The 23,512-nt window shown below is 72.9% G+C and carries 23 protein-coding genes; 15 read left to right on the forward strand and 8 right to left on the reverse strand.

The features are described 5' to 3' along the window. Positions 1 to 99: 99 nt before the first annotated feature. The 3 genes from ACIGW4_RS34785 to ACIGW4_RS34795 all read right to left on the reverse strand — a co-directional run bounded on the left by ACIGW4_RS34785 (position 100) and on the right by ACIGW4_RS34795 (position 3,051). Positions 100 to 915, reverse strand: coding sequence for a thioredoxin domain-containing protein (locus tag ACIGW4_RS34785; RefSeq protein WP_123451380.1), 816 nt, complete (start codon positions 913 to 915; stop codon positions 100 to 102). Between the two features lie 53 nt (positions 916 to 968). After that, positions 969 to 1,655, reverse strand: coding sequence for a hypothetical protein (locus tag ACIGW4_RS34790; RefSeq protein WP_123451379.1), 687 nt, complete (start codon positions 1,653 to 1,655; stop codon positions 969 to 971). A gap of 70 nt (positions 1,656 to 1,725) precedes the next feature. Next, on the reverse strand, positions 1,726 to 3,051 hold the full coding sequence (locus ACIGW4_RS34795; RefSeq protein WP_123451376.1) for a DUF2252 domain-containing protein: 1,326 nt from the start codon (positions 3,049 to 3,051) through the stop codon (positions 1,726 to 1,728). A 169-nt stretch (positions 3,052 to 3,220) separates the two neighbouring features. On the opposite strand from ACIGW4_RS34795, the gene dnaE reads away from it, so the two are divergent. Beyond that, positions 3,221 to 6,760: a DNA polymerase III subunit alpha gene (dnaE, locus tag ACIGW4_RS34800; RefSeq protein WP_123451374.1), complete on the forward strand. Its 3,540-nt coding sequence runs from the start codon at positions 3,221 to 3,223 to the stop codon at positions 6,758 to 6,760. An 88-nt stretch (positions 6,761 to 6,848) separates the two neighbouring features. Here the strand turns inward: dnaE and ACIGW4_RS34805 are convergent, their stop codons facing one another. Then, positions 6,849 to 7,022, reverse strand: a complete 174-nt coding sequence (locus ACIGW4_RS34805; RefSeq protein WP_185094505.1) for a hypothetical protein — start codon at positions 7,020 to 7,022, stop codon at positions 6,849 to 6,851. A gap of 240 nt (positions 7,023 to 7,262) precedes the next feature. Here ACIGW4_RS34805 and ACIGW4_RS34810 point away from each other — a divergent pair, with 240 nt between their 5' ends. From ACIGW4_RS34810 to ACIGW4_RS34825, 4 genes are all read left to right on the forward strand, one after another. Further along, positions 7,263 to 8,588, forward strand: a complete 1,326-nt coding sequence (locus ACIGW4_RS34810) for an NYN domain-containing protein (protein WP_359591830.1) — start codon at positions 7,263 to 7,265, stop codon at positions 8,586 to 8,588. Positions 8,589 to 8,608: 20 nt separating this feature from the next. Beyond that, entirely contained in the window at positions 8,609 to 9,580 is a 972-nt protein-coding gene (locus ACIGW4_RS34815) for an ABC transporter ATP-binding protein (protein WP_399585544.1), read from the forward strand. 76 nt (positions 9,581 to 9,656) lie between these two features. Next, positions 9,657 to 10,484, forward strand: a complete 828-nt coding sequence (locus ACIGW4_RS34820) for an ABC transporter permease (protein ID WP_398712664.1) — start codon at positions 9,657 to 9,659, stop codon at positions 10,482 to 10,484. 168 nt (positions 10,485 to 10,652) lie between these two features. Next, positions 10,653 to 11,291, forward strand: coding sequence for a DUF2567 domain-containing protein (locus tag ACIGW4_RS34825; RefSeq protein WP_123451368.1), 639 nt, complete (start codon positions 10,653 to 10,655; stop codon positions 11,289 to 11,291). A gap of 93 nt (positions 11,292 to 11,384) precedes the next feature. On the opposite strand, the gene ybaK is transcribed toward ACIGW4_RS34825, so the two are convergent. The 4 genes from ybaK to ACIGW4_RS34845 form a co-directional block, all read right to left on the reverse strand. Next, positions 11,385 to 11,882, reverse strand: a complete 498-nt coding sequence (gene ybaK / locus ACIGW4_RS34830) for a Cys-tRNA(Pro) deacylase (RefSeq protein WP_123451366.1) — start codon at positions 11,880 to 11,882, stop codon at positions 11,385 to 11,387. 57 nt (positions 11,883 to 11,939) lie between these two features. Further along, positions 11,940 to 12,677, reverse strand: a complete 738-nt coding sequence (locus ACIGW4_RS34835) for an LON peptidase substrate-binding domain-containing protein (RefSeq protein ID WP_123451364.1) — start codon at positions 12,675 to 12,677, stop codon at positions 11,940 to 11,942. An 11-nt stretch (positions 12,678 to 12,688) separates the two neighbouring features. Beyond that, complete coding sequence (locus ACIGW4_RS34840; RefSeq protein WP_398712661.1) at positions 12,689 to 13,756, reverse strand: hypothetical protein; 1,068 nt, start codon at positions 13,754 to 13,756, stop codon at positions 12,689 to 12,691. Between the two features lie 91 nt (positions 13,757 to 13,847). Further along, positions 13,848 to 15,461, reverse strand: a complete 1,614-nt coding sequence (locus tag ACIGW4_RS34845; protein ID WP_123451360.1) for an oxidoreductase — start codon at positions 15,459 to 15,461, stop codon at positions 13,848 to 13,850. A gap of 215 nt (positions 15,462 to 15,676) precedes the next feature. Between ACIGW4_RS34845 and hisD the strand changes: the two genes are divergently transcribed. From hisD to ACIGW4_RS34895, 10 genes are all read left to right on the forward strand, one after another. Next, positions 15,677 to 17,002, forward strand: coding sequence for a histidinol dehydrogenase (gene hisD, locus ACIGW4_RS34850; protein WP_399585491.1), 1,326 nt, complete (start codon positions 15,677 to 15,679; stop codon positions 17,000 to 17,002). Continuing rightward, positions 16,987 to 18,120 (forward strand): histidinol-phosphate transaminase, encoded by a 1,134-nt coding sequence (locus ACIGW4_RS34855; protein ID WP_185094503.1) that lies wholly within the window; start codon positions 16,987 to 16,989, stop codon positions 18,118 to 18,120. The genes hisD and ACIGW4_RS34855 overlap by 16 nt, the downstream gene beginning before the upstream one ends. Continuing rightward, the gene (gene hisB, locus ACIGW4_RS34860) at positions 18,117 to 18,710 is read left to right on the forward strand and encodes an imidazoleglycerol-phosphate dehydratase HisB (protein WP_030492957.1); all 594 of its coding nucleotides are present in this window, start codon (positions 18,117 to 18,119) and stop codon (positions 18,708 to 18,710) included. Before ACIGW4_RS34855 ends, hisB begins: the two co-directional genes overlap by 4 nt. A 2-nt stretch (positions 18,711 to 18,712) precedes the next feature. After that, positions 18,713 to 18,877 carry a hypothetical protein gene (locus ACIGW4_RS34865; RefSeq protein ID WP_185094502.1) on the forward strand — a complete coding sequence of 55 codons (165 nt, stop codon included), beginning with the start codon at positions 18,713 to 18,715 and terminating at the stop codon, positions 18,875 to 18,877. After that, on the forward strand, positions 18,874 to 19,521 hold the full coding sequence (gene hisH / locus ACIGW4_RS34870) for an imidazole glycerol phosphate synthase subunit HisH (RefSeq protein ID WP_123451355.1): 648 nt from the start codon (positions 18,874 to 18,876) through the stop codon (positions 19,519 to 19,521). The genes ACIGW4_RS34865 and hisH overlap by 4 nt, the downstream gene beginning before the upstream one ends. After that, the gene (priA, locus tag ACIGW4_RS34875; protein WP_123451353.1) at positions 19,518 to 20,243 is read left to right on the forward strand and encodes a bifunctional 1-(5-phosphoribosyl)-5-((5-phosphoribosylamino)methylideneamino)imidazole-4-carboxamide isomerase/phosphoribosylanthranilate isomerase PriA; all 726 of its coding nucleotides are present in this window, start codon (positions 19,518 to 19,520) and stop codon (positions 20,241 to 20,243) included. Before hisH ends, priA begins: the two co-directional genes overlap by 4 nt. Next, complete coding sequence (locus ACIGW4_RS34880) at positions 20,240 to 20,638, forward strand: RidA family protein (protein WP_123451351.1); 399 nt, start codon at positions 20,240 to 20,242, stop codon at positions 20,636 to 20,638. Before priA ends, ACIGW4_RS34880 begins: the two co-directional genes overlap by 4 nt. Beyond that, complete coding sequence (gene hisF / locus ACIGW4_RS34885; RefSeq protein WP_123451349.1) at positions 20,635 to 21,390, forward strand: imidazole glycerol phosphate synthase subunit HisF; 756 nt, start codon at positions 20,635 to 20,637, stop codon at positions 21,388 to 21,390. The genes ACIGW4_RS34880 and hisF overlap by 4 nt, the downstream gene beginning before the upstream one ends. A 135-nt stretch (positions 21,391 to 21,525) precedes the next feature. Continuing rightward, complete coding sequence (locus tag ACIGW4_RS34890; RefSeq protein ID WP_123451347.1) at positions 21,526 to 22,113, forward strand: transcriptional regulator; 588 nt, start codon at positions 21,526 to 21,528, stop codon at positions 22,111 to 22,113. After that, the gene (locus ACIGW4_RS34895; RefSeq protein WP_399585497.1) at positions 22,110 to 23,348 is read left to right on the forward strand and encodes an MFS transporter; all 1,239 of its coding nucleotides are present in this window, start codon (positions 22,110 to 22,112) and stop codon (positions 23,346 to 23,348) included. Before ACIGW4_RS34890 ends, ACIGW4_RS34895 begins: the two co-directional genes overlap by 4 nt. Positions 23,349 to 23,512 lie beyond the last annotated feature (164 nt).

A 23,512-nucleotide genomic window follows, 5' to 3' on the forward strand; every position in this document is an offset into this window, starting at 1 on the left:
GCGCCGCGCCCCCCCCCCCCCCCGCCCCCCCGCGCCCCGCCCCCCCCCCCCCCCCCCCCCCCCCCCCCCCCCCCCCCCCCACGTCCGGGGGACGCGGCGTCAGGACTTGAGGGCCGCGTCGATCGCCGTGTCGAACTGGGCCACCGTCATCGGCGGGTCGTCCGTGCCCGCGACCGTGACCGGCTTGCCGTCCATCTTCAGCGTCGGGGTGCCCTGCACCCCGCTGGCGTCGAAGGCCTTCGACATCTTCATCGCCCACGCGTCGAAGGTGCCGTCCTCGACGTTCTTCCTGAACTCGGCGTTGCCCTTGAGGGCCGGGACCGAGTCCGCCACCTCCAGGAGGTAGGAGTCCTTGGCGAACTTGTCGTCCTTCTCCTCCGGGTGGAACTTCGTGGAGTAGAGCGCCGCCTTGTACTTCAGGAAGGCCTCCGGGCTCACGTTCAGCGCGGCGCCGAGCGCCGACAGGGCGTTCTTCGAGCCCTCGCCCGGGATGCCGTTGTCGATGAAGGTGGCGCCGACGTACCGGATCTTGTACTTGCCGGCCGCCACGTCCTTCTCGACGGTGGAGCCCACGGTCTGCTCGAAGGTCGCGCAGACCGGGCAGCGCGAGTCCTCGTACAGCTCCAGGGTCTTCTTCGCCGAGTCCTTGCCGATGACGACGGTCGTGCCGTTCGTGCCCGTGGTGTTCTTCGGGGCCGTCACGGTCTTCGCATCGGCCGCCGCCTCCCAGTGGGAGGGCTTGTTCGACTGGACCACCGCGAAGCCGATGCCGCCGGCGGCGGCCAGGACGGCCACGGCCGAGACGCCGACGATCAGCTGCCGGCGGGCCCGGTCCTTCTTCGCCTGGCGCTCGCGCTCCGCGCGCAGTCGCTCGCGGGCGGCGGCCTTGTTGGCGTGGCTGTTGCGTGCACTCATGATCGTGATCTCCGTGAAGGGTGGGGAAGGGCAGGGGGACGCGTCGGGCCCGCTCAGACGAGAGCGAGCACCGGACGCGGCGGCCCCCGCCGCCCGACGGAGTGCACGAGGAGCCGGGCACGGGAGGACCGGGGCCGGCCGGCGGGCCGCCCGGCCCGCCGCGGCGCCGGACCGGCGGCCCGGAAGAAGGCCGCCACGAGCAGCAGCGGCCGGAACGCGAAGGACTCCACCGCGCGGAGCAGCCGGGCCAGCGCCCGCTCCCCGCCGCGCAGCCAGCAGGCCGCCGAGAGCCCCACGCCCACATGGGCCAGGAGCAGCAGCCAGGGCAGTACCGGGTCGGGGGAGTCGAGCAGGCCGGCCGCGCTCCCGCCCTCCGGGGTCACCACGCCGGGCAGCGGCGCCCCGACGGCGCCGCCGCAGAACACCTCCACGCCCACCGAGCGCAGCGAACCGGCGACCGGACCCCCGGCGGGTCCGTAACAGACCGACTGACCGCTGGTGAAGAGGGTGTCGGCGGCCAGCTCCAGCGGGACGAGGAGCCCGGCGATCGGGCCGAGCCCGCGCTCGCGGCCGGCCAGCGCGTACGCCACGGCGAAGACGCCGGCCGCGACCGGGACGACCGTCCCGAGCGGCAGCGGCACGCGGGAGAGCAGCACGTGGGACGCCACGGACAGCGTCACGACCAGTGCCGTGAAGAACGCCGCCCGCAGCGCCCTCAGCTGCGTCCCTGCCATGTCCATCGCCGTGGAGTGTCCCACGGGGGCCGGTAAGGGCTCCTTAAGCAGAACCTGTGGACGGCCCCACCGGTCCCTACAGCCCCGGGATCCGGCCGTTGCGGAAGAGGTCCACGAAGATCTGGTGGTCCGCCCGCGCCCGCGCGCCGTAGGAGTGCGCGAAGTCGACCAGCAGCTCGGCGAAGCCCTCCTCGTCGGCGGCGATCGCCGCGTCGATGGCCCGCTCCGTCGAGAACGGGACCAGGGAGTGGCCGCTGGAGTCGTCCGCCGCCGCGTGCATCGTGGCCGTCGCCCGGCCCAGGTCGGCGACGGTGGCCGCGATGTCCTGCGGGTCGTCGATGTCCGACCAGTCCAGGTCCACCGCGTACGGCGACACCTCGGCGACCAGCTGACCCGCGCCGTCCAGCTCCGTCCAGCCCAGCCACGGGTCGGCGTGCGCCTGGAGCGCCCGCTGCGAGATCACCGTGCGGTGGCCCTCGTGGTGGAAGTACCCGCGCACGGCCGCGTCCGTGACGTGCCGCGAGACCGCGGGGGTCTGCGCCTGCTTCAGGTAGATCACGACGTCGTTCTCCAGGGCGTCGCTGTTGCCCTCCAGGAGGATGTTGTACGAGGGGAGCCCGGCCGAGCCGATGCCGATCCCGCGCCGCCCGACGACGTCCTTCACCCGGTACGAGTCGGGGCGGGCGAGGGAGGACTCCGGCAGGGTCTCCAGGTAGCCGTCGAAGGCGGCGAGGACCTTGTACCGGGTGGCCGCGTCCAGCTCGATCGCGCCGCCGCCCGCCGCGAAGCGCCGCTCGAACTCGCGGATCTCGGTCATCGAGTCGAGCAGCCCGAAGCGGGTCAGCGCCCGGGCCTCGCGCAGGGCGCCGAGCAGTGCCCCGTCGGCGGTCTCCAGGGTGAAGGCGGGGACCTCCTCACCCTTGGCACCGGTCGCGAGGGCGTGGATCCGCTCGCGGTAGGCCGCGGCGTAGATCCGGACCAGGTGGGTGATCTGCTCGTCGCTGAGCGCCTTGGCGTAGCCGATCAGGGCGAGCGAGGCCGAGAGCCGCTTCAGGTCCCAGGTGAAGGGGCCGACGTACGCCTCGTCGAAGTCGTTGACGTTGAAGACGAGGCGGCCGTTGGCGTCCATGTAGGTGCCGAAGTTCTCGGCGTGGAGATCGCCGTGGATCCAGACCCGGCCGGTCCGCTCGTCCAGGTACGGGCCGCCCTGGGCCTCCCGCTCCAGGTCCGCGTAGAACAGGCACGCGGTGCCCCGGTAGAAGGCGAAGGCGGAGCCGGCCATCTTCCGGAACTTGACGCGGAAGGCCGCGGGGTCGGCGGCGAGGAGCTCGCCGAAGGCGGTGTCGAAGACGGCGAGGATGTGCTCACCGCGCTCGGCTGCGGTGGGCTGCGGGACCGACATCGAGGGTGCCTCCTGGTACAGGGCGGGGCGGAAGAATGTTCACGACAATTGGGACAGGTGTTCCCTGTCTCCCAACGCGTGACCGTACCCCCGAGTGCCCGTGTCCTGTCAGTCGGCCGACGTAGACTTCCAAGCTGTCCCCCCAGGAATTCACCGGAGGCCTCCCACCGTGACCAAGCCGCCCTTCACGCACCTCCACGTCCACACCCAGTACTCGCTGCTGGACGGTGCCGCGCGGCTGAAGGACATGTTCAACGCGTGCAACGAGATGGGCATGACCCACATCGCCATGTCCGACCACGGCAACCTGCACGGGGCGTACGACTTCTTCCACAGCGCGAAGAAGGCCGGGGTCACCCCGATCATCGGCATCGAGGCGTACGTCGCCCCGGAGTCCCGGCGCAACAAGCGGAAGATCCAGTGGGGCCAGCCGCACCAGAAGAAGGACGACGTCTCCGGTTCCGGCGGTTACACCCACAAGACCATCTGGGCGGCGAACGCCACCGGCCTGCACAACCTCTTCAAGCTCTCCTCCGACGCCTACGCCGAGGGCTGGCTGCAGAAGTGGCCCCGGATGGACAAGGAGACCATCTCCCAGTGGTCCGAGGGCCTGATCGCCTCCACCGGCTGCCCCTCCGGCGAGCTCCAGACCCGACTGCGCCTCGGCCAGTTCGACGAGGCCCTGAAGGCCGCCTCCGAGTACCAGGACATCTTCGGCAAGGACCGCTACTTCCTGGAGCTGATGGACCACGGCATCGAGATCGAGCACCGGGTCCGCGAGGACCTCCTGCGGATCGGCAAGAAGCTCGGCATCCCGCCGCTGGTCACGAACGACTCGCACTACACGTACGCGCACGAGGCCTCCGCGCACGACGCCCTGCTCTGCATCCAGACCGGCAAGAACCTCTCGGACCCGGACCGCTTCAAGTTCGACGGCACCGGCTACTACCTGAAGTCCACGGACGAGATGTACGCCATCGACTCCTCGGACGCCTGGCAGGAGGGCTGCGCGAACACCCTGCTCGTCGCGGAGCAGGTCGACACCACCGGCATGTTCGAGGCCAAGAACCTCATGCCGAAGTTCGACATCCCCGAGGGCTACACCGAGGTCACCTGGTTCCGCGAGGAGACCATGCGGGGCATGCACCGCCGCTTCCCGAACGGGATCCCGGAGGACCGCATGAAGCAGGTCGAGTACGAGATGGACACCATCATCTCGATGGGCTTCCCCGGCTACTTCCTCGTCGTCGCCGACTTCATCATGTGGGCGAAGAAGCAGGGCATCGCCGTCGGCCCCGGCCGAGGCTCCGCGGCCGGTTCGATCGTCGCGTACGCCATGGGCATCACCGACCTCGACCCGATCCCGCACGGCCTGATCTTCGAGCGCTTCCTCAACCCCGAGCGCATCTCGATGCCCGATGTCGACATCGACTTCGACGAGCGCCGGCGCGTCGAGGTGATCCGGTACGTGACGGAGAAGTACGGCTCCGACAAGGTCGCCATGATCGGCACCTACGGAAAGATCAAGGCGAAGAACGCCATCAAGGACTCCGCGCGCGTCCTCGGCTACCCGTACGCCATGGGCGACCGGCTCACCAAGGCCATGCCCGCAGACGTCCTCGGCAAGGGCATCGACCTCGACGGCATCACCAACCCCTCCCACCCGCGCTACAGCGAGGCGGGCGAGATCCGGGCGATGTACGAGAACGAGCCGGACGTGAAGAAGGTCATCGACACCGCCAAGGGCGTCGAGGGCCTGGTCCGCCAGATGGGCGTGCACGCCGCCGGCGTGATCATGTCCAGCGAGCCGATCGTCGACCACGCCCCGATCTGGGTGCGGCACACCGACGGCGTCACCATCACGCAGTGGGACTACCCGCAGTGCGAGTCGCTCGGCCTGCTGAAGATGGACTTCCTCGGCCTGCGCAACCTCACGATCATGGACGACGCCGTCAAGATGGTGAAGGCCAACAAGGGGATCGACCTCGACCTCCTGGCCCTGCCGCTGGACGACCCGAAGACCTTCGAACTGCTCCAGCGCGGCGACACCCTCGGCGTCTTCCAGTTCGACGGCGGACCCATGCGGTCCCTGCTGCGGCTGATGAAGCCCGACAACTTCGAAGACATCTCCGCCGTGTCCGCCCTGTACCGGCCGGGCCCGATGGGCATGAACTCGCACACGAACTACGCCCTGCGCAAGAACGGCCAGCAGGAGATCACCCCGATCCACCCCGAGCTGGAGGAGCCGCTCAAGGAGGTCCTGGACGTCACCTACGGCCTCATCGTGTACCAGGAGCAGGTGCAGAAGGCCGCCCAGATCATCGCCGGCTACTCGCTCGGCGAGGCCGACATCCTCCGTCGCGTCATGGGCAAGAAGAAGCCCGACGAGCTGGCGAAGAACTTCACCATCTTCCAGGCCGGCGCCAAGAAGAACGGCTACAGCGACGAGGCCATCCAGGCCCTCTGGGACGTCCTGGTCCCCTTCGCCGGCTACGCCTTCAACAAGGCGCACTCCGCCGCGTACGGCCTGGTCTCCTACTGGACCGCCTACCTCAAGGCGAACCACCCCGCCGAGTACATGGCCGGACTGCTCACCTCGGTCAAGGACGACAAGGACAAGTCCGCGGTCTACCTCAACGAGTGCCGCCGCATGGGCATCAAGGTCCTGCCGCCCAACGTGAACGAGTCCGAGTCGAACTTCGCCGCCCAGGGCGACGACGTGATCCTCTTCGGCCTCTCCGCCATCCGGAACGTCGGCACCAACGTCGTCGAGTCGATCATCAAGACGCGCAAGGCCAAGGGGAAGTACTCCTCCTTCCCCGACTTCCTCGACAAGGTCGAGGCCGTCGTCTGCAACAAGCGGACGGTCGAGTCGCTGATCAAGGCCGGCGCCTTCGACGAGATGGGCCACACCCGCAAGGGCCTGGTCGCCCACCACGAACCCATGATCGACAACGTGGTGGCGGTCAAGCGCAAGGAGGCCGAGGGGCAGTTCGACCTCTTCGGCGGGATGGGCGACGAGGCGAGCGACGAGCCGGGCTTCGGCCTGGACGTCGAGTTCTCCGACGTCGAGTGGGAGAAGTCCTACCTGCTCGCCCAGGAGCGCGAGATGCTCGGCCTCTACGTCTCCGACCACCCGCTCTTCGGCATCGAGCACGTCCTGTCCGACAAGACGGACGCGGCGATCTCCCAGCTGACCGGCGGCGAGCACGGCGACGGCGCGGTCGTCACCATCGGCGGCATCATCTCCGGCCTCCAGCGCAAGATGACCAAGCAGGGCAACGCCTGGGCGATCGCCACCGTCGAGGACCTGGCCGGCTCCATCGAGTGCATGTTCTTCCCGGCCACGTACCAGCTGGTCTCCACCCAGCTGGTCGAGGACACGGTCGTCTTCGTGAAGGGACGGCTCGACAAGCGCGAGGACGTGCCCCGGCTCGTCGCCATGGAACTCCAGGTGCCCGACCTGTCGAACGCCGGGACCAACGCGCCGGTGGTCCTCACCATCCCGACGGTCAAGGTGACCCCCCCGATGGTCAGCAGGCTCGGCGAGATCCTCAAGCACCACAAGGGCAACACCGAGGTGCGGATCAAGCTCCAGGGTCCCCGGAAGACGACCGTCCTCCGGCTCGACCGGCACCGGGTGCAGCCCGACCCGGCGCTCTTCGGAGACCTGAAGGTGCTGCTCGGCCCGTCCTGCCTGGCCGGCTGACCCGACTCGGACCCCCACCGGGGCCTTCGCACACGCGCAAGGGGCGCGCCCGTCGTCACGGGCGCGCCCCTTTGCCGTTCGGACCGCGTCAGTTGTGGCCGAAGCGCTTCTGGCGACCCTTGCGGGCCATGTCACCGGGTGTGACCTGGCTCGCGCGCGACTCCGACTGCGACTCGATCGCGGACGCCTGCGCCTGCTGGGCGCCGCGCTCGGCGGACGACTGCTGCTTCTGACCGCGGCTCTGGTTGCGGTTCTTGGCCATGGGGATGCCTCCTCAAAGGCTCCTAGGGGTCAGGGCCGCTGTCAGACTCACATACGCCACGAACCGCCGCATGTTGGATCATTACGGACCGTAGGGGTCCGCCGGTGCGTGACATCCGCCACGCCGATGATCCAGTTCCGACGGTCAAGCCCCCGGCGGTCGGGCAGACTCGAAGGAAACCCGAAGCACCTTCCGATCCCGATTCCGAGCCCGAGCCGACCCCGAGGCTCACGAAAGAGGGTGGAACACGTGGACCGCTGCGTCGTCCTGGTGGACGCCGGCTATCTACTGGGCGCCGCCGCCAGTCTCCTCGCCGGGGAACCGGCCCGCTCCCGGATCACCGTCGACCACGCCGGCCTGATCCAGCAGCTGCGGCAGCGCGCCGAGGCCGAGACCGCGCTGCCCCTCCTGCGGATCTACTGGTTCGACGGCGCGCCCGACCGGGTGCCCCAGCCCGAGCACCGCAGACTGCGCGTGATGCCCCGCGTCACCGTCCGGCTCGGTGCTCTGACCAGGAGCGAGGGACGCTGGGCGCAGAAGGGCGTCGACGCGGCCATGCACACCGAGCTGACCGAGCTCGCCAGGAACAGGGCCTGCTCGGACATCGTGCTCGTCACCGGCGACGGCGACCTGCTGCCCGGTCTCATGTCGGCCAAGGAGCACGGAGTCGCCGTCCACCTGTGGGCCGTCCAGGCCGCCGACGGCGACTACAACCAGTCCGAGGACCTCGTCGCCGAGGCCGACGAACGGCGGGTCCTCGACCGCGCCTGGATCACCCGCGCCGTCCGCGCCAAGGACCTCACCGGCCTCTGCGCGCCGCCGCCCGCCCCGCGCCCGGAGATCGCCGCCATCCTCTCCGCGCCGCTGCCCGAGGCGGCCCTCGCCGCCTCCGCCGACCGGGCCGCCGGGCCGGCCGCCGCCGTGGGCGCCCGCGACGGCGCCCCGGCCCCCGCCGACGCGAACGGCAATGGCGGCCACGAGCACGCCCGCACCGACGGCCACGGCCGCGACGACGAGCACGCCCACGGCGCGGCCGTGCCCTCCCCGGCGAACGGCAAGGGCGTCCCCACCCCCAAGGACCTCGCGGGACTGCGCGGTCCCGGCGCCCCGGCCCCGCAGGGCACGAGCGCGCTCCGCTGGTCCTCCGACCGGGGCTGGGTCGAGCGCCCCGCCCCCTCTTTCGGTGAGCCGGCCGAGACCGCCACCCTGCCCACCCTCGCCGCGCTCACCAGCGCGGAGCAGCGCTGGGCCGACCGCGAGGAGGACATCACCACCGTCGGCGGCGACCCGTTCGAGGTCGGACAGGTGTTCGCCCGCCGCTGGATGGAACGGCTCCCCGAGCAGAGCCACGTCCAGAAGCTCTCCGCCCTCTACCCGCGCATCCCGCACCGCATCGACGGCGAACTCCTCCGCTACGCCGCCCGATTCGGACTTCTCGCCCACAAGGACGACCAGATCGACGAGCACGACCGCTACGCCATCCGGGCCGGATTCTGGCGCGAGATCGACGTCCGGGCCGCCGCCGAACCCGCCCCCGCGCCCGGAGCGGGCCCGGCGACCCCGTAGGCTCTTCCCCCGTGAGTACGGTGTGCGTGGTGCGGGATCTGGTCAAGACGTACCCCGCCACGCGCGGCAGGCGCGGTGCGCCCGCGACCCCCGAGGTGCGCGCCACCGACGGGATCAGCCTCGACGTGCGCGGCGGCGAGATCTTCGGCCTGCTCGGCCCCAACGGCGCCGGCAAGTCCACCCTCGTCCGCCAGCTCACCGGGCTCCTGCGTCCCGACTCCGGCACTGTCGAACTCCTCGGCCACGACCTCGTGCGCCACCCCGAGCGGGCGGCCCGGCTCCTCGCCTACCTCGGCCAGGAGTCCACCGCCCTCGACGAGCTGACCGTCTCCCTCGCCGCCGAGACCACCGGCCGCCTGCGCGGCCTCACCGCCCACGACGCCCGCGCCGAGCGCGACGCCGTCCTGGACGAGCTCGGTCTCGGCGAGATCGCCGGCCGCCCCCTCAAGAAGCTCTCCGGCGGACAGCGGCGACTCGCCTGTTTCGCCGCCGCGCTCGTCGGCCACCGGCCCGTGCTCGTCCTCGACGAGCCCACCACCGGCATGGACCCCGTCGCCCGGCGCGCCGTCTGGGCCGCCGTCGACCGGCGCCGCGCCGAGCACGGCGCCACCGTGCTGCTCGTCACCCACAACGTCATCGAGGCCGAGACCGTCCTCGACCGGGTCGCCGTCATCGACCGCGGCCGGGTCATCGCCTGCGACACCCCCGCCGGCCTCAAGGAACGCGTCGCCGGCGAGGTCCGGGTGGAACTGGTGTGGCGCGACGCGCCGCCGCTCCACCTGCCCGAGGTCGCCGCCCTGCACGGGCGCGCCCAGGAGACCGGACGCCGCTGGCACCTCCGGCTCGCCCCCGACGAGGCCCGCGCGGCCGTCGCCACCGTCACCGGCGGCGCCGCGTTCGCCGCGCTCGACGACTTCACCCTGGCCACGCCCAGCCTGGAGGACGTGTACCTCGCGCTGGGCGGCGCGACCGAGGGACTGGTGAAGGCGTGACCCGCCCCGCACCCCGCGTCCCTCACGTGCGTCACGCATCTCCCGAACCGCCCGTGACCGTCAGGAGCTGTACGCAGTGAGCACCGTGCCCGCCGAGGCCCTGCCGACCGGCGCGCTCCCCGCCACGGGCCGGGACGCGCGGGACCCCGCCGCGCCCCTCGCCCCGCGCGCCCGGCTCCTCCCGGCCCTGGCCGCCGTCTACCGGGCGCAGCTCTCCCGCGCCCGCGTCGCCCGCATCCCGCTGCTCTTCGTCGCCACCTTCCAGTCGATCGGGATCATGGTCCTGATGCGCGGGGTCGTCGACGGCGGCTCCGAGGCGCGCGCCGTCGTGGCCGGTTCCACCGTCCTCGTCGTCGCCTTCGTCGCGCTCAACCTGCTCGCCCAGTACTTCGGGCAGCTGCGGGCCGGCGGCGGCCTCGACCACTACGCCACGCTGCCCGTGCCGCCCGCCGCCGTCGTGCTCGGCGCGGCCGGGGCGTACGCCTCCTTCACCGTGCCCGGCACGGTGGTCACCGCCGTCGCCGGCTCCGTCCTCTTCGGACTGCCCCTCGGCCACCTGTGGATCCTCGGCGCCGTCGTCCCGCTCGCCGGCGCGGCGCTCGCCGGGCTCGGCGCGGCGCTCGGGCTCCTCGCCCCCCGGCAGGAGCTGGCCACGCTCCTCGGCCAGCTCGGCATGTCGGCGGCCCTGCTCCTCGGGGTCCTCCCGGCCGAGCGGTTGCCCGGACCGATCGGCTGGGCGCGGGACCTGCTGCCGTCGACGTACGGCGTGGAGGCCCTCGCCCGCACCTTCGACCCGCACCCCCACTGGGCGGCCGTCGCCGCCGACCTTGCCGTGTGCGGGGCGGTCGGCCTCGCCTCGCTCGCCGTCGCCACCTGGGCCTACCGGCGGGCCGCCGTCCGCTGAGGCGGGCGGGCGCGTGGAGCCGCCGTCCGCCGGGACCGGGCGTGCGCACGGGCCTGCCGTCCGCCGGGACTGGGCGTGCGCACGGGCCTGCCTTCCGCCGAGACGGCCGTACTCGCGGGCCCGCCGTCCGCTGAGGCGGGCCACAGGGACACCTGGCACGATGGCGGTGTGACCGCACCTCTGACTCCGCCTCACCAGCCGCCGAACGACCCCGACCAGCCCCCGCCGCCCCCGCCGCCGCTCGGCCCGGCCGGGGACCCGATCACGGCGGCCGAGGTCGTGCAGGGCGTGCTGGTGACCCTCCTCTCCGCGGTCGCGGGGGCGCTGCTCGGGGTGCTGTGGCTGAACCTGGCCCCGCGCGTCCTGCTCATCTCGGACGGCAAGGGCGTCTACCTCCGGAACTCCGAGGGGGAGCAGGCGATCGGCGCCGACGGCACGTTCGTGCTCCTCGCGCTGGCCTTCGGCGCGGCCGCCGCGCTCGCCGTCTTCCTGCTGCGCCGCCGGGGCGGGGTCCCGCTCGTCCTCGGCCTGGCGCTCGGCGGCGGCCTGGGCTCGCTGATCGCGTGGGGGATCGGAACGCACTTCGGGCCCACCGACGACGTGGTCGCCCACGCGAAGGCGGTCGGCCCGAACGTCGCCTTCGAGGCGCCGCTCGAACTGAACCTGGGGGCCGCCGCGATGCTGGCCTGGCCGCTCGCCGCGATGATCGTCCACCTGGCCCTGACGGCGGCCTTCGGCCCCCGCGACCCGGAACCGGAGCCCTGGGGACAGCCGAAGGCGTACACGCGGGGCCCCGGCTCGTACTGACGGTGCGGGCCGGGTACGGGCCCGGCTCGGACCGCCGGTGCGGGCCCCGGGCCCGCACCGGCGCCCGGCCCCCGTGGAGGCCGCGCCCGTCCGTCAGGCGCGGCCGATCGGGGCCAGCACCGCCGAGGTGAGGGCGGCCAGGTCCGCGGGGGAGAGCTCCACCTCCAGGCCGCGGCGGCCCGCCGAGACGCAGACGGTCGCGTGCTCCGAGGCCGAGGCGTCGAGGACGGTGCGGAGCCGCTTGCGCTGGCCCAGCGGGGAGATGCCGCCCCGGACGTACCCCGTGGTGCGCTCCGCCGCCGCCGGATCGGCCATCACGGCCCGCTTTCCGCCGACCGCCGAGGCCAGCGCCTTCAGGTCCAGCTGGCCCGCCACCGGGACCACCGCGACCGTCAGCTCGCCGTCGACGTCCGCGACCAGCGTCTTGAAGACCCGGGCGGGGGAGACGCCGAGGGCCTCCGCCGCCTCCTCGCCGTACGAGGGGGAGGCCGGATCATGCTCGTAGGCGTGCAGCGTGAACGGCGTGCCGGCCGCCGTCAGTGCCACCGTCGCCGGAGTGCCTCCGCCGTTCTTCTTCTGCTTCTTCGCCACGCGTTCTTCCTCGGCTCGGTCAGCTCGGTCAGCTCGGTCGGCCCGACGGGGGCCGCGTCAGTTCGGGTACGTCGGGGCCTGCGTCAGGTCCACCGCCGGCAGCGACGGCAGGTGCCGCAGCACCGCGGTCTCCGCCCGCAGCAGCGTCAGCTCCTCGCGCAGCCGGGTCGCCGTGTCCGGCGCCTGGAGCAGCCGCTGCCTCGACGGGACGTCGAGCACCGCCGCCGCCGCGACCAGGTACGACACCACGGAGGGCTCGTCCGGCAGCTCACTGGTCGTCAGCGAGCGCTCCCGGGCGCCCGCGAGACGCTTCTGGTAGTTCCGGAAGGCCCGCAGCACCCCCTCGGCGAGCGTGCCCGCCTCCTCGCCCTGCTCCTCGGGGATCTCCTCGACCTCGGCGGTCAGGAACGGCCCGCTCGCGTCGACCGACAGCAGCTTCACCCGGGTCGTGCCGGTGGCCATCACCTCGAAACTGCCGTCGGCGCGCTCCCGGATGGACGCCGCGTCGGCGACGCAGCCGACCCGGTGGAAGGCCTGGACGGGATCGGAGCCGAAGCCCGCCGCCGGGCCCTTCTCCGGCAGCGCCGTCTGGTCCGGCATGCCGGGGGCCGTCGGCGCGACCTCGCGGCCGTCCCGGATGGCGACGACGGCGAAGCGGCGCGGCTGGGCGTCGTCGATCGCGAGCAGCTCGCGCATCATGGCGCGATAACGCTCCTCGAAGACGTTCAGGGGCAGTACGAGGCCCGGGAACAGCACCGTGTTGAGCGGGAAGAGAGGCAGACGGGCGGTGGTCACAGCGGCCAAGCCTAATGGCCGCCGGGCCCGCCCCGTCCGGCCCGTCCACGACCGGTGCCCCTCCGGGGCCCGTCCTTCGGGTCGGCCCCCAGCGGCGTCCGGCGGGCCAGCTCGCCCCGCACCCGGTCCCGCGCGGCCAGGAAACGGAAGAGGGGGTCCCCCGGCGCGGCATCCCGCGCGGCCCCCCAGGGGAACGAGGTCGCGTACGGGCCGATCCGCCCGAACTCCTCCCACGCCTCCGCCCAGCGCGCCCGCTCGACCAGCACGTACGCGAGCAGGTTGCGGACCTCGGCCGGCCACGGGTCGCCCGCCGGGAACGCCGCCGACAGGACCAGGGCGCGGACCACCGCCCGGTCGACCCGGCCGGCGGGCACGGACCCGTCGGGACCCGGCGGCACCCGGAGCCCGTCGTAGGCCGCGCGGACCGGCAGCGCCCCGACGAGCGAGTCCGGGGCGGCGTCGTCGGCGGCCTGCTCGGCGAAGTCGAAGGCGGCGCGGTGCGAGCCGTACCACTGCGCGGAGAGGTACTTCAGCGCGGCGACATGGCAGCCGTAGTGGTGCGGGGAGCGGCGCACGGCCTGCTCCCACAGCGACTCGAAGACCGCGTGCCCGGCGTGCGCGCCGCGCGCGTGGTCCAGGGCCAGCCGCCACGGCACCGGGTCGTGCGGGGCCTCCCCGGCGATCTCCCGCACCAGCGGGGCGAGCTCGCGCAGCCGCTCGGCCCGCGCCGGGGACTCCCAGGCCCTGCGGACGGCCAGCTGGGCCGTGACGAGGAGGGCGTCGGGATCGCCGGGCGCGGCGGCGAGCCACTCGGTGAGCCAGTCGCCCCTGTTGTACGCGAAGGTGGCGAGCCGGGTGACGTACCGGTCGCGGTCCTCCCACTCGCCGGCGTCCCGGGTGGTGGCGAGCAGCTTCGCCGCGGGCTCCGGATCGCCGAGGGCGGCGGCGACCAGGGCGGGGGCGAGCCGCCCGTCCGGGGCGTCGAGCAGCACGTCGGCGTCCGGCACGAGCGCGGCGGCGAGCCGCGGTGCGTGCCGGGCCGAGCGGACGGTGCCGAGCAGGGCGCGGAGCAAGGACATGGTGCTGTGTATTGTCCCCCGCCCCCACCCGTCACGGCAGCCGCGTCACGGTGTCGCGACAGCACCCTCACCTGGTGGCGACACCACCCCCTCACCCCCTCCGCAGCAGCCGGGTCGCGCCCGCCGCCACCGTCGTCGCGAGGATCCAGCCGAGGAGGATCAGGGCCGTCGCCACCCACTGCCAGATGCCCTCCAGCCGCCAGTAGCCGTCCTGGCCGAGGTTGATCACGGGCAGCAGCAGGTCGAGCGCGTACAGCGTGGCGTTCCACTCGGGCGCCTCGTCCGCCTTCAGCGGTATCGGGCGGTAGTGGGAGAAGGCCACCGTGCCCGCCGCCCACAGCACGGCCATCCACAGCGCGGCCCGGCCCGGCCGGTAGCCGTACGCCACGGTCCAGTCCTGGAGGTGGCCCCACAGCTTCCCCGCGATCGGCAGGGTCTCCCGCCGGCGCCGCTGCTTGGCGAGCAGCACCTCGCGGGCGTCCGCGTCCTCGCCGCTGTTCCGCAGGACCGTCGCGAGCCGCTCGTACGGCTCGGGGGCGTACTCCGGGGTCGCCGCCGCCACCCACTCCAGGCGCCGGGCCAGCGGGAAGTGGCCGTACGGCACCAGGTTCTCGTAGGCGAAGCCGCCCATCGCGAGCCCGCCGGGCCCCGGCCAGCTGGTCGACAGGTCGATCAGGGTGACGACCTTGGCGCCGTTGAGCACCACGCGCCCCTCCTCCGGGCGCTCGCCGTTGAACCGCAGCTCCGGGGTCACGATCCGGCGCAGCGACAGCTCGTCCCGCCGGGAGCCGTCCAGCAGGAAGCGGGCGTGGTGCAGGTCCACCGCGTCACCGAACCGGCCGTCGTCGAGCCGCACCCCGCCGTGGCACTCCACCGGCTTGCGCCGGGTGCCCTGGGCGGGCGTCACCCCGTACGGCGGGGTGGCCGTGGTGTTCCCCGTCCGGCCCGTACCCGCCGTCTCCTCGTACACCCAGGCCGCGTTCAGATAGAGCGAGCGCTCCACCGTCAGCTGCGGCGCGTTCAGCGCGCGGCGGCCCTGTGCCCCGCGCAGCACGCTGCCCCGCAGGCTGAGCGAGACCCCGACGTTCGCCCCGCGCAGGCTCAGTTCCCCGTGGGTCTCGATCAGCTCGGCCTGGAGGTCCTGGGCGACCACCATCCCGTCCGCCGTGATCGCTCGCCCCCGCCGGTCCGGCCACACCTGGATCTGGTTGATCAGCAGGTCCGTGCCGATCTGCGCGTCCGTCAGCCGGATGCCGCGCCGCACCCGGCAGCGCGGCAGGTGCAGGTCCCCCTCCGTGTGCAGCCGGGCGGCCTCCAGGCGCGGCAGCGCGCACTCGACCATCCGCAGGGTGCCGAACCGGGCCTCGGGCAGCACCACCTCGTCGTCGAACCGGCAGCCGTGCAGCTCCACGTACGGCCCTATCGTCCCGCCCGCCAGGTTCAGCACGCCGGTGATCCTGACCCCGCGCAGCTTCAGCGCGGCCACCCGCCCGGACCAGGCCTGCGGCCCGTCGAGCAGCAGCAGCGCCACCACGTCGGCGCGGACGCTCCGCTCCTCCCCCCACTGCCACGCCCCGAAAGGGTCGTCCCGCTCCGCGACCCCCTCCGTCAGATCACAGGTCCTGCCGATCCGGAACGCCCGCCACATGGCCCGCTCCGGGCCCGTGAGACCGTCCGGCATTCCGTCCTCGTGCGGCTCGGTCACTGCCGCCCCCTCGCTTTCCACGATCCGCTCCCACGATTCCGCTCACCGGGATTCGTGGATTCGTACAGCCGTTCTTCCCGCTGGGTGACGGGCTGAACGCTAACGGTCAGCTGTGGCGACAAGACGCCAGTGGGACGCGTATCAGTCACTGATTGGCATGTATCAGCTGTTGATACGGACGACCGGCGTTCTAGGCCGTCTGCGAGAATTGACCCGTGATCTCGCGAATCGATCTGCGCGGTGAGACCCTCCCCGAGGGTTCCGCCCTGCGCGACCTGCTGCCCCGTGCCGAGTTCGACGTGGAAGCCGCCCTGGAGAAGGTGCGGCCGATCTGCGAGGACGTCCGGCATCATGGCGCGGCCGCGGTGATCGACTACGGGGAGAAATTCGACGGCGTCCGCGTCCCGGGCCTCCGCGTCCCCGCCGAGGCGATCGCCGGCGCCCTCGACGAGCTCGACCCGGCCGTCCGCGCCGCCCTGGAGGAGTCCATCCGGCGCGCCCGGCTCGTCCACCGCGAGCAGCGCCGCACCACCCACACCACCCAGGTCGTCCCCGGCGGCACGGTCACCGAGAAGTGGATCCCGGTCGAGCGCGTCGGCCTCTACGTGCCGGGCGGCCGCTCGGTCTACCCGTCCTCCGTCGTGATGAACGTCGTCCCGGCCCAGGAGGCCGGCGTCGAGGGCGTGGCCATCGCCTCGCCCCCGCAGAAGGAGTTCGGCGGCCTGCCGCACCCGACGATCCTGGCCGCCTGCGCCCTGCTCGGCGTCGACGAGGTCTACGCCGCCGGCGGCGCCCAGGCCATCGCCATGTTCGCGTACGGCACGGAGGGCCCCGAGGGCTGCGCCCCCGTCAACCTGGTCACCGGCCCCGGCAACATCTACGTGGCCGCCGCCAAGCGCCTCCTCAAGGGCCGCATCGGCATCGACGCCGAGGCCGGCCCGACGGAGATCGCGATCCTCGCGGACTCCACCGCCGACCCGGTGCACGTCGCCGCCGACCTCATCAGCCAGGCCGAGCACGACCCGATGGCCGCCTCCGTCCTCGTCACCGACTCGGACGAGCTGGCCGCCGCCACCGAGGCCGAGCTGAAGACCCAGGTCGCCGCCTCCAAGCACGTCGACGACCGGATCGTCCCGGCCCTGGCCGGCCGCCAGTCCGCGATCGTCCTCGTCCGCGACCTCGCCGACGGCCTCAAGGTCGTCGACGCGTACGGCGCCGAGCACCTGGAGATCCAGACCGCCGACGCCGCCGCCGTCGCCGACCGGGTCCGCAACGCGGGCGCGATCTTCGTCGGCCCCTGGGCCCCGGTCTCGCTCGGCGACTACTGCGCCGGCTCCAACCACGTCCTGCCCACCGGTGGCTGCGCCTGTCACTCCTCGGGCCTGTCCGTGCAGTCCTTCCTGCGCGGCGTGCACATCGTGGACTACACGCGCGACGCCCTCGCCGACGTCGCCCACCACGTCGTCACCCTCGCCGAGGCCGAGGACCTCCCGGCCCACGGCGCCGCGATCAAGGCCCGTTTCGGATGGAAGGTGCCGTAGAGCACGTGAGCACCATCAAGATCGACGACCTGCCCGTCCGGGACGAGCTGCGCGGCAAGTCCCCCTACGGCGCCCCCCAGCTCGACGTCCCCGTCCAGCTGAACACCAACGAGAACCCCTACCCGCTGCCGGAGCCCCTGGTGGCCCGGATCGCGGAGCGGGTCGCCGAGGCCGCCCGCGGCCTCAACCGCTACCCCGACCGGGACGCGATCGAGCTCCGCACCGAGCTCGCCGCCTACCTCACCCGCACCGGCGGGCACCGCGTCGGCGTCGAGAACGTGTGGGCGGCCAACGGCTCCAACGAGGTCCTCCAGCAGCTGCTGCAGACCTTCGGCGGCCCCGGCCGCACCGCGATCGGCTTCGAGCCCTCGTACTCGATGCACGCCCTGATCGCCCGCGGCACCGGCACCGGCTGGATCTCCGGCCCGCGCAACGAGGACTTCACGATCGACGTCGAGGCGGCCGTCCAGGCCATCGCCGAGAACGCGCCGGACGTCGTCTTCGTCACCTCGCCCAACAACCCCACCGGCACCGCGGTCGAGGCCGACACCGTCCTCGCCCTGTACGAGGCGGCCCAGGCGGCCAAGCCCTCGATGGTGGTCGTGGACGAGGCGTACGTGGAGTTCAGCCACCGCGACTCGCTGCTGCCGCTCCTGGAGGGCCGCCCGCACCTGGTGGTCTCCCGGACCATGTCCAAGGCCTTCGGCGCCGCCGGGCTCCGCCTCGGCTACCTCGCCGCCGACCCGGCCGTGGTCGACGCCGTGCAGCTGGTCCGCCTGCCGTACCACCTCTCGGCCGTCACCCAGGCCACCGCGCTCGCCGCCCTGGAGCACACCGACACCCTCCTCGGGTACGTCGAGCAGCTCAAGGCCGAGCGCGACCGGCTCGTCACCGAGCTGCGGGCGATCGGCTACGAGGTCACCGAATCCGACGCCAACTTCGTGCAGTTCGGGAAGTTCCCCGACGCGCACGAGGCCTGGCGGAAGATCCTCGACCGGGGCGTCCTGGTCCGGGACAACGGCGTACCGGGCTGGCTGCGGGTCACCGCCGGCACCCCCGAAGAGAACGACGCGTTCCTCGACGCGGTCCGTGAATTGATGAAGGAGCAGGAACGATGAGCCGCGTAGGCCGCGTTGAGCGCACCACCAAGGAGACCTCCGTCGTCGTCGAGATCGACCTCGACGGCACCGGAAAGGTCGACGTGTCGACCGGGGTCGGCTTCTACGACCACATGCTCGACCAGCTCGGCCGGCACGGCCTCTTCGACCTGACGGTCAAGACCGACGGCGACCTGCACATCGACTCGCACCACACCATCGAGGACACCGCCCTCGCCCTCGGCGCCGCCTTCAAGCAGGCCCTCGGCGACAAGGTCGGCATCTACCGCTTCGGCAACTGCACCGTCCCGCTGGACGAGTCGCTCGCCCAGGTCACCGTCGACCTCTCCGGCCGCCCGTACCTCGTGCACACCGAGCCCGAGAACATGGCGCCGATGATCGGCTCGTACGACACGACGATGACCCGGCACATCCTGGAGTCCTTCGTCGCCCAGGCCCAGATCGCGCTGCACGTCCACGTGCCGTACGGCCGCAACGCCCACCACATCGTGGAGTGCCAGTTCAAGGCCCTGGCCCGCGCACTGCGCTACGCCTCCGAGCGCGACCCGCGCGCCGCCGGCATCCTCCCCTCGACGAAGGGCGCGCTCTAGTCGTGAACGGCCTCTCCAGCGTCCTCATCCTCGTCGGGCTCTTCCTGCTCGGCGGCATCTACTCCTTCGTCAAGCAGAAGATGCCCAAGAGCCTGATCGTGCTCCTCTCCATCGGAGCCGCGATGTGCCTCTCCGCCGGCGTGCTGCGCCTGGAGGTGTGGGCATGAGCACGACCTCCCCGAAGAAGGTCGTCGTCTTCGACTACGGCTTCGGCAACGTGCGCTCCGCCGAGCGCGCCCTCGCCCGGGTCGGCGCCGACGTCGAGATCACCCGCGACTACGACACGGCGATGAACGCCGACGGACTCCTCGTCCCCGGCGTCGGCGCCTTCTCCGCCTGCATGCAGGGCCTCAAGGAGGCCCGCGGCGACTGGATCATCGGACGCCGGCTCGCCGGCGGCCGCCCGGTCATGGGCATCTGCGTCGGCATGCAGATCCTCTTCGCCCAGGGCATCGAGCACGGCGTGGAGACCGAGGGCCTCGACGAGTGGCCCGGCACGGTCGGGCCGCTGAACGCCCCCGTCGTCCCCCACATGGGCTGGAACACGGTCGACGCGCCCGCCGGCACGCAGCTGTTCGCGGGGCTCGACGCCGACGCCCGGTACTACTTCGTGCACTCCTACGCGGTGCGCGAGTGGACCCTGGAGATCGGCAACCCCAACCTCCGCGCGCCCAAGGTCACCTGGGCCACCCACGGCGAGCCCTTCGTCGCGGCGGTGGAGAACGGCGCCCTGTGGGCGACCCAGTTCCACCCCGAGAAGTCCGGCGACGCCGGAGCCCAGCTCCTCACCAACTGGATCGGAACCCTGTGAGCACTCTCGAACTCCTCCCCGCCGTCGACGTCCGCGACGGCCAGGCCGTCCGGCTCGTCCACGGCGAGTCCGGCAGCGAGACCTCCTACGGCTCTCCGCTGGAGGCCGCCCTGGCCTGGCAGCGCGCCGGCGCCGAGTGGCTCCACCTGGTCGACCTGGACGCCGCCTTCGGCACCGGCGACAACCGCGACCTGGTCCGCCAGGTCACCGAGGCCATGGACATCAAGGTCGAGCTCTCCGGCGGCATCCGCGACGACGCCACGCTCGCCGCCGCCCTCGCCACCGGCTGCACCCGCGTCAACCTCGGCACCGCCGCCCTGGAGACCCCCGAGTGGGTCGCCAAGGTCATCGCCGAGCACGGCGACAAGATCGCCGTCGGCCTCGACGTGCGCGGCACGACCCTGCGCGGCCGCGGCTGGACCCGCGACGGCGGCGACCTGTACGAGACGCTGGCCCGCCTCGACTCCGAGGGCTGCTCCCGGTACGTCGTCACCGACATCGCCAAGGACGGCACCCTCCAGGGCCCCAACCTGGAGCTCCTGAAGAACGTCTGCGCGGCCACCGACAAGCCCGTCGTCGCCTCCGGCGGCGTGTCCTCCCTGGACGACCTGCGGGCCCTGTCCGGCCTCGTCCCGCTGGGCGTCGAGGGCGCGATCGTCGGCAAGGCGCTCTACGCCAAGGCCTTCACCCTCGAAGAGGCGCTCGCGGCGGTGGCGTCGTGACCTCGGAGCTCCGCAAGGTGGTGACCGGCGCCCCCTGGGAGGAGCAGTTCGGCTACTCCCGCGCCGTCGAGCTGCCGAACGGCACGGTCCTGGTCTCCGGCTGCACCTCCGTGGTCGACGGCCAGATCGCCGACGGCGGTCCGTACGAGCAGGCCCTCAACTCCTTCAACGTGGCCTTCGGCGCCCTGAAGCAGCTGGATCTCGGCCCCGAGCACGTCGTCCGGACCCGGATGTACATCACGCACGCCCGGGACGTGGAGGAGGTCGGCCGCGCCCACAAGGAGCTGTTCGACACCGTGCGCCCCGCCGCCTCGATGATCATCGTCTCGGGCTTCGTCGACCCCCGCCTGGTGGTCGAGGTCGAGGTCGAGGCGTACAGGAGTGATGCGGCATGACCCTCGCCGTACGAGTGATCCCCTGCCTGGACGTGGACAACGGCCGGGTCGTCAAGGGCGTCAACTTCCAGAACCTGCGGGACGCGGGCGACCCCGTCGAGATGGCCAAGCTGTACGACGCCGAGGGCGCCGACGAGCTGACCTTCCTCGACATCACCGCCTCCTCCGGCAACCGGGAGACCACCTACGACGTGGTGCGCCGCACCGCCGAGCAGGTCTTCATCCCGCTCACGGTCGGCGGCGGCGTCCGCTCGGCCGAGGACGTCGACAAGCTGCTGCGGGCCGGCGCCGACAAGGTGGGCGTCAACACCGCCGCCATCGAGCGCCCCGAGCTGATCCAGGAGATCGCGGAGCGCTTCGGCCGGCAGGTGCTCGTCCTGTCCGTGGACGCGCGCCGCACCGCCTCGGGCTCCTTCGAGGTGACGACGCACGGCGGCCGCAAGGGCACCGGCATCGACGCCGTCGAGTGGGCGCACCGGGCCGCCGAGCTGGGCGCGGGCGAGATCCTGCTCAACTCGATGGACGCCGACGGCACGAAGGACGGCTACGACACCGAGATGATCGCGGCCGTGCGCAAGCACGTGACGGTGCCGGTGATCGCCTCCGGCGGCGCCGGCAAGCTCGCCGACTTCCCGCCGGCCGTGGCGGCGGGCGCGGACGCGGTGCTCGCGGCCTCCGTCTTCCACTTCGGCGACCTGCGGATCTCGCAGGTCAAGGAGACGCTGCGGGAGGCGGGCCACCCGGTCCGCTGAACGACGCTGTGAGAGGGGCCCCTTCGGGGGCCCTTCCTTCTTGCCCGGACACGCAGGATCTTCTTGTTCGGACACGCAGGATCACTTGCGCAATTTTCGTTGCGCAAGATTTCTTTCCTATCTAGAGTCGCTGTCATGACCTCGTCGGAGAATCGTCGGATCACCGATCTCGGCACCCTCAAAGCCATCTCCCACCCCCTGCGGATGCGCCTCTACCGCGCCCTCTTCGTGGCCCGCACCGCCACCGCCTCCCAGCTCGCCGACCAGGTCGACGAGGCCGTCTCCCTCGTCAGCTACCACCTGCGCAAGCTCGCCGAGCACGGCCTCATCGAAGAGGCCGAGACCCAGTCCGCCGACGGCCGCGAGCGCTGGTGGCAGCCCGCCTCGTACGGCTTCAGCATCCACGACGAGGACCTCCGCGACGCCCCCGAACTCGCCGCCGCCAGCGCCGCCTTCGGCCGTACGGTCAACCAGCAGCGCACCGAGATGCACCGCCGTTTCCTCGACGAGAGCCACACCTGGCCCGATGCCTGGCGCAGCGCCTCGATCAGCTCGGAGTGGCTGCCCCGGCTCACCGCCGCCGAACTCGCCTCGCTCGGGAAGGAGCTCGACGCGCTCGTCCGGACGTACGACGAGCGGGCCCGCGCCGCCGAGGCCGCCGGCGACACCGAGGGCCGCGAGAACGTCGCCGTCCACCTCTTCGGCTTCCCCTACCGCGGATGACCGCCACCGCCCTCGCCGCCGCGCAGCGCCCCGCCCACCGCGACCCCCAGGTCCTGCGCTGGCTCGGCGCCTACACCGCCTCCACGATCGGCGACAGCGTCTACTACCTGGCCCTCTCCTGGTCCGCCGTCAGCAGCGGCACCCCCGCCCAGGCCGGCCTCGTCATGGCCGTCTCCGCCGTGCCCCGCGCCCTGCTCATGCTCGGCGGGGGAGTCGTCGCGGACCGCCTCGGCCCGCGACGGGTCGTCATCGCCTCCGACGCCGTCCGCGCCCTGGTCGTCCTCGGCCTCGCCGCGACCCTGTTCCTCGCCTCGCCCGGCCTGTGGGCACTCGCCGCCGTCGCCCTCGTCTTCGGCGCCGTCGACGCCCTCTTCCTGCCGGCCGTCGGCGCCCTGCCGCCCCGCATCGCCGCACGCGACCAGCTCGCCCGCGTCCAGGGCATGCGCGGCCTCGCGCACCGCAGCGGCGCCGTCCTCGGCGCCCCGCTCGGCGGCCTCGCGGTCGCCGTCGGCGGCCCCGCCACCGCCTTCGGCGTCGCCGGAGTGCTCTTCGCCCTCTCGCTGCCCCTGCTGAGCGCGCTCCGGCTCCGCCCGCTCCCCACCGTCGACGAGGCCCGCGACGGCACCGCCCTGCGCGACCTCGCCGACGGACTGCGCTACCTGCGCGGACACCGCGTCCTCGGCCCGCTGATGATCGTCGTGTTCCTCGGCGACCTCGGCTTCGTCGGCCCCCTCAACGTCGGCCTCGCCGTCCTGTCCGAGCAGCGCGGCTGGGGCGCCTCCGGCATCGGCTGGATCCTCGCCGGCTTCGGTACGGGCGCGGGCGCCGCCTCCCTGCTCCTGGCCGTGCGCGGGCGCGTCCCGCGTGCCGGGGCCGTCAGCGGCTGGACCATGGCGGTCGGCGCCGTCTCCATCGCCGCCCTCGCCCTCACCCCCCGCCTGCCGGTCGCCGCCGCCCTCGCCCTGTCCGTCGGCCTGCTCGCCGGGCTCTCCGGGGCACTGTGCAACGCCCTCGTCCAGACCGAGTGCGACCCCGCCCACCTCGGCCGGGCGACCGCCGTCTCCGGCCTCGCCAGCCTGGGCATGGCCCCGCTGACCTTCCCCGTCACCGGCGCGGCGATCGACCTGTGGGGCACCGGCCCGGTCTTCGCCGTGAGCGCGTCGGTCTGCGCCCTCGCCGGCGTCTACACCCTCGCCGTCCCGGCCCTCCGCCGCGCCGAGCTCCCGACGGGCTAGGGGGTGTCTTGCCGATCGGGCGTCGCGAGCCCGGGGCGCGCGGGGCCCCACCCCCCCCCGGGGGGCCCCCCCCCCCGGCCCGGCGGCCCCACAAACCCACCCGGGTGGGGGGCCCCCCCCCCGCCCAACCCCCCGCGTTGGCCCGCCCCGCCCCCCACGCCCCC

It is taken from the genome of Streptomyces sp. NPDC053513 (assembly GCF_044544765.1).
GTDB classification, from domain to species: Bacteria; Actinomycetota; Actinomycetes; order Streptomycetales; family Streptomycetaceae; genus Streptomyces; species Streptomyces litmocidini.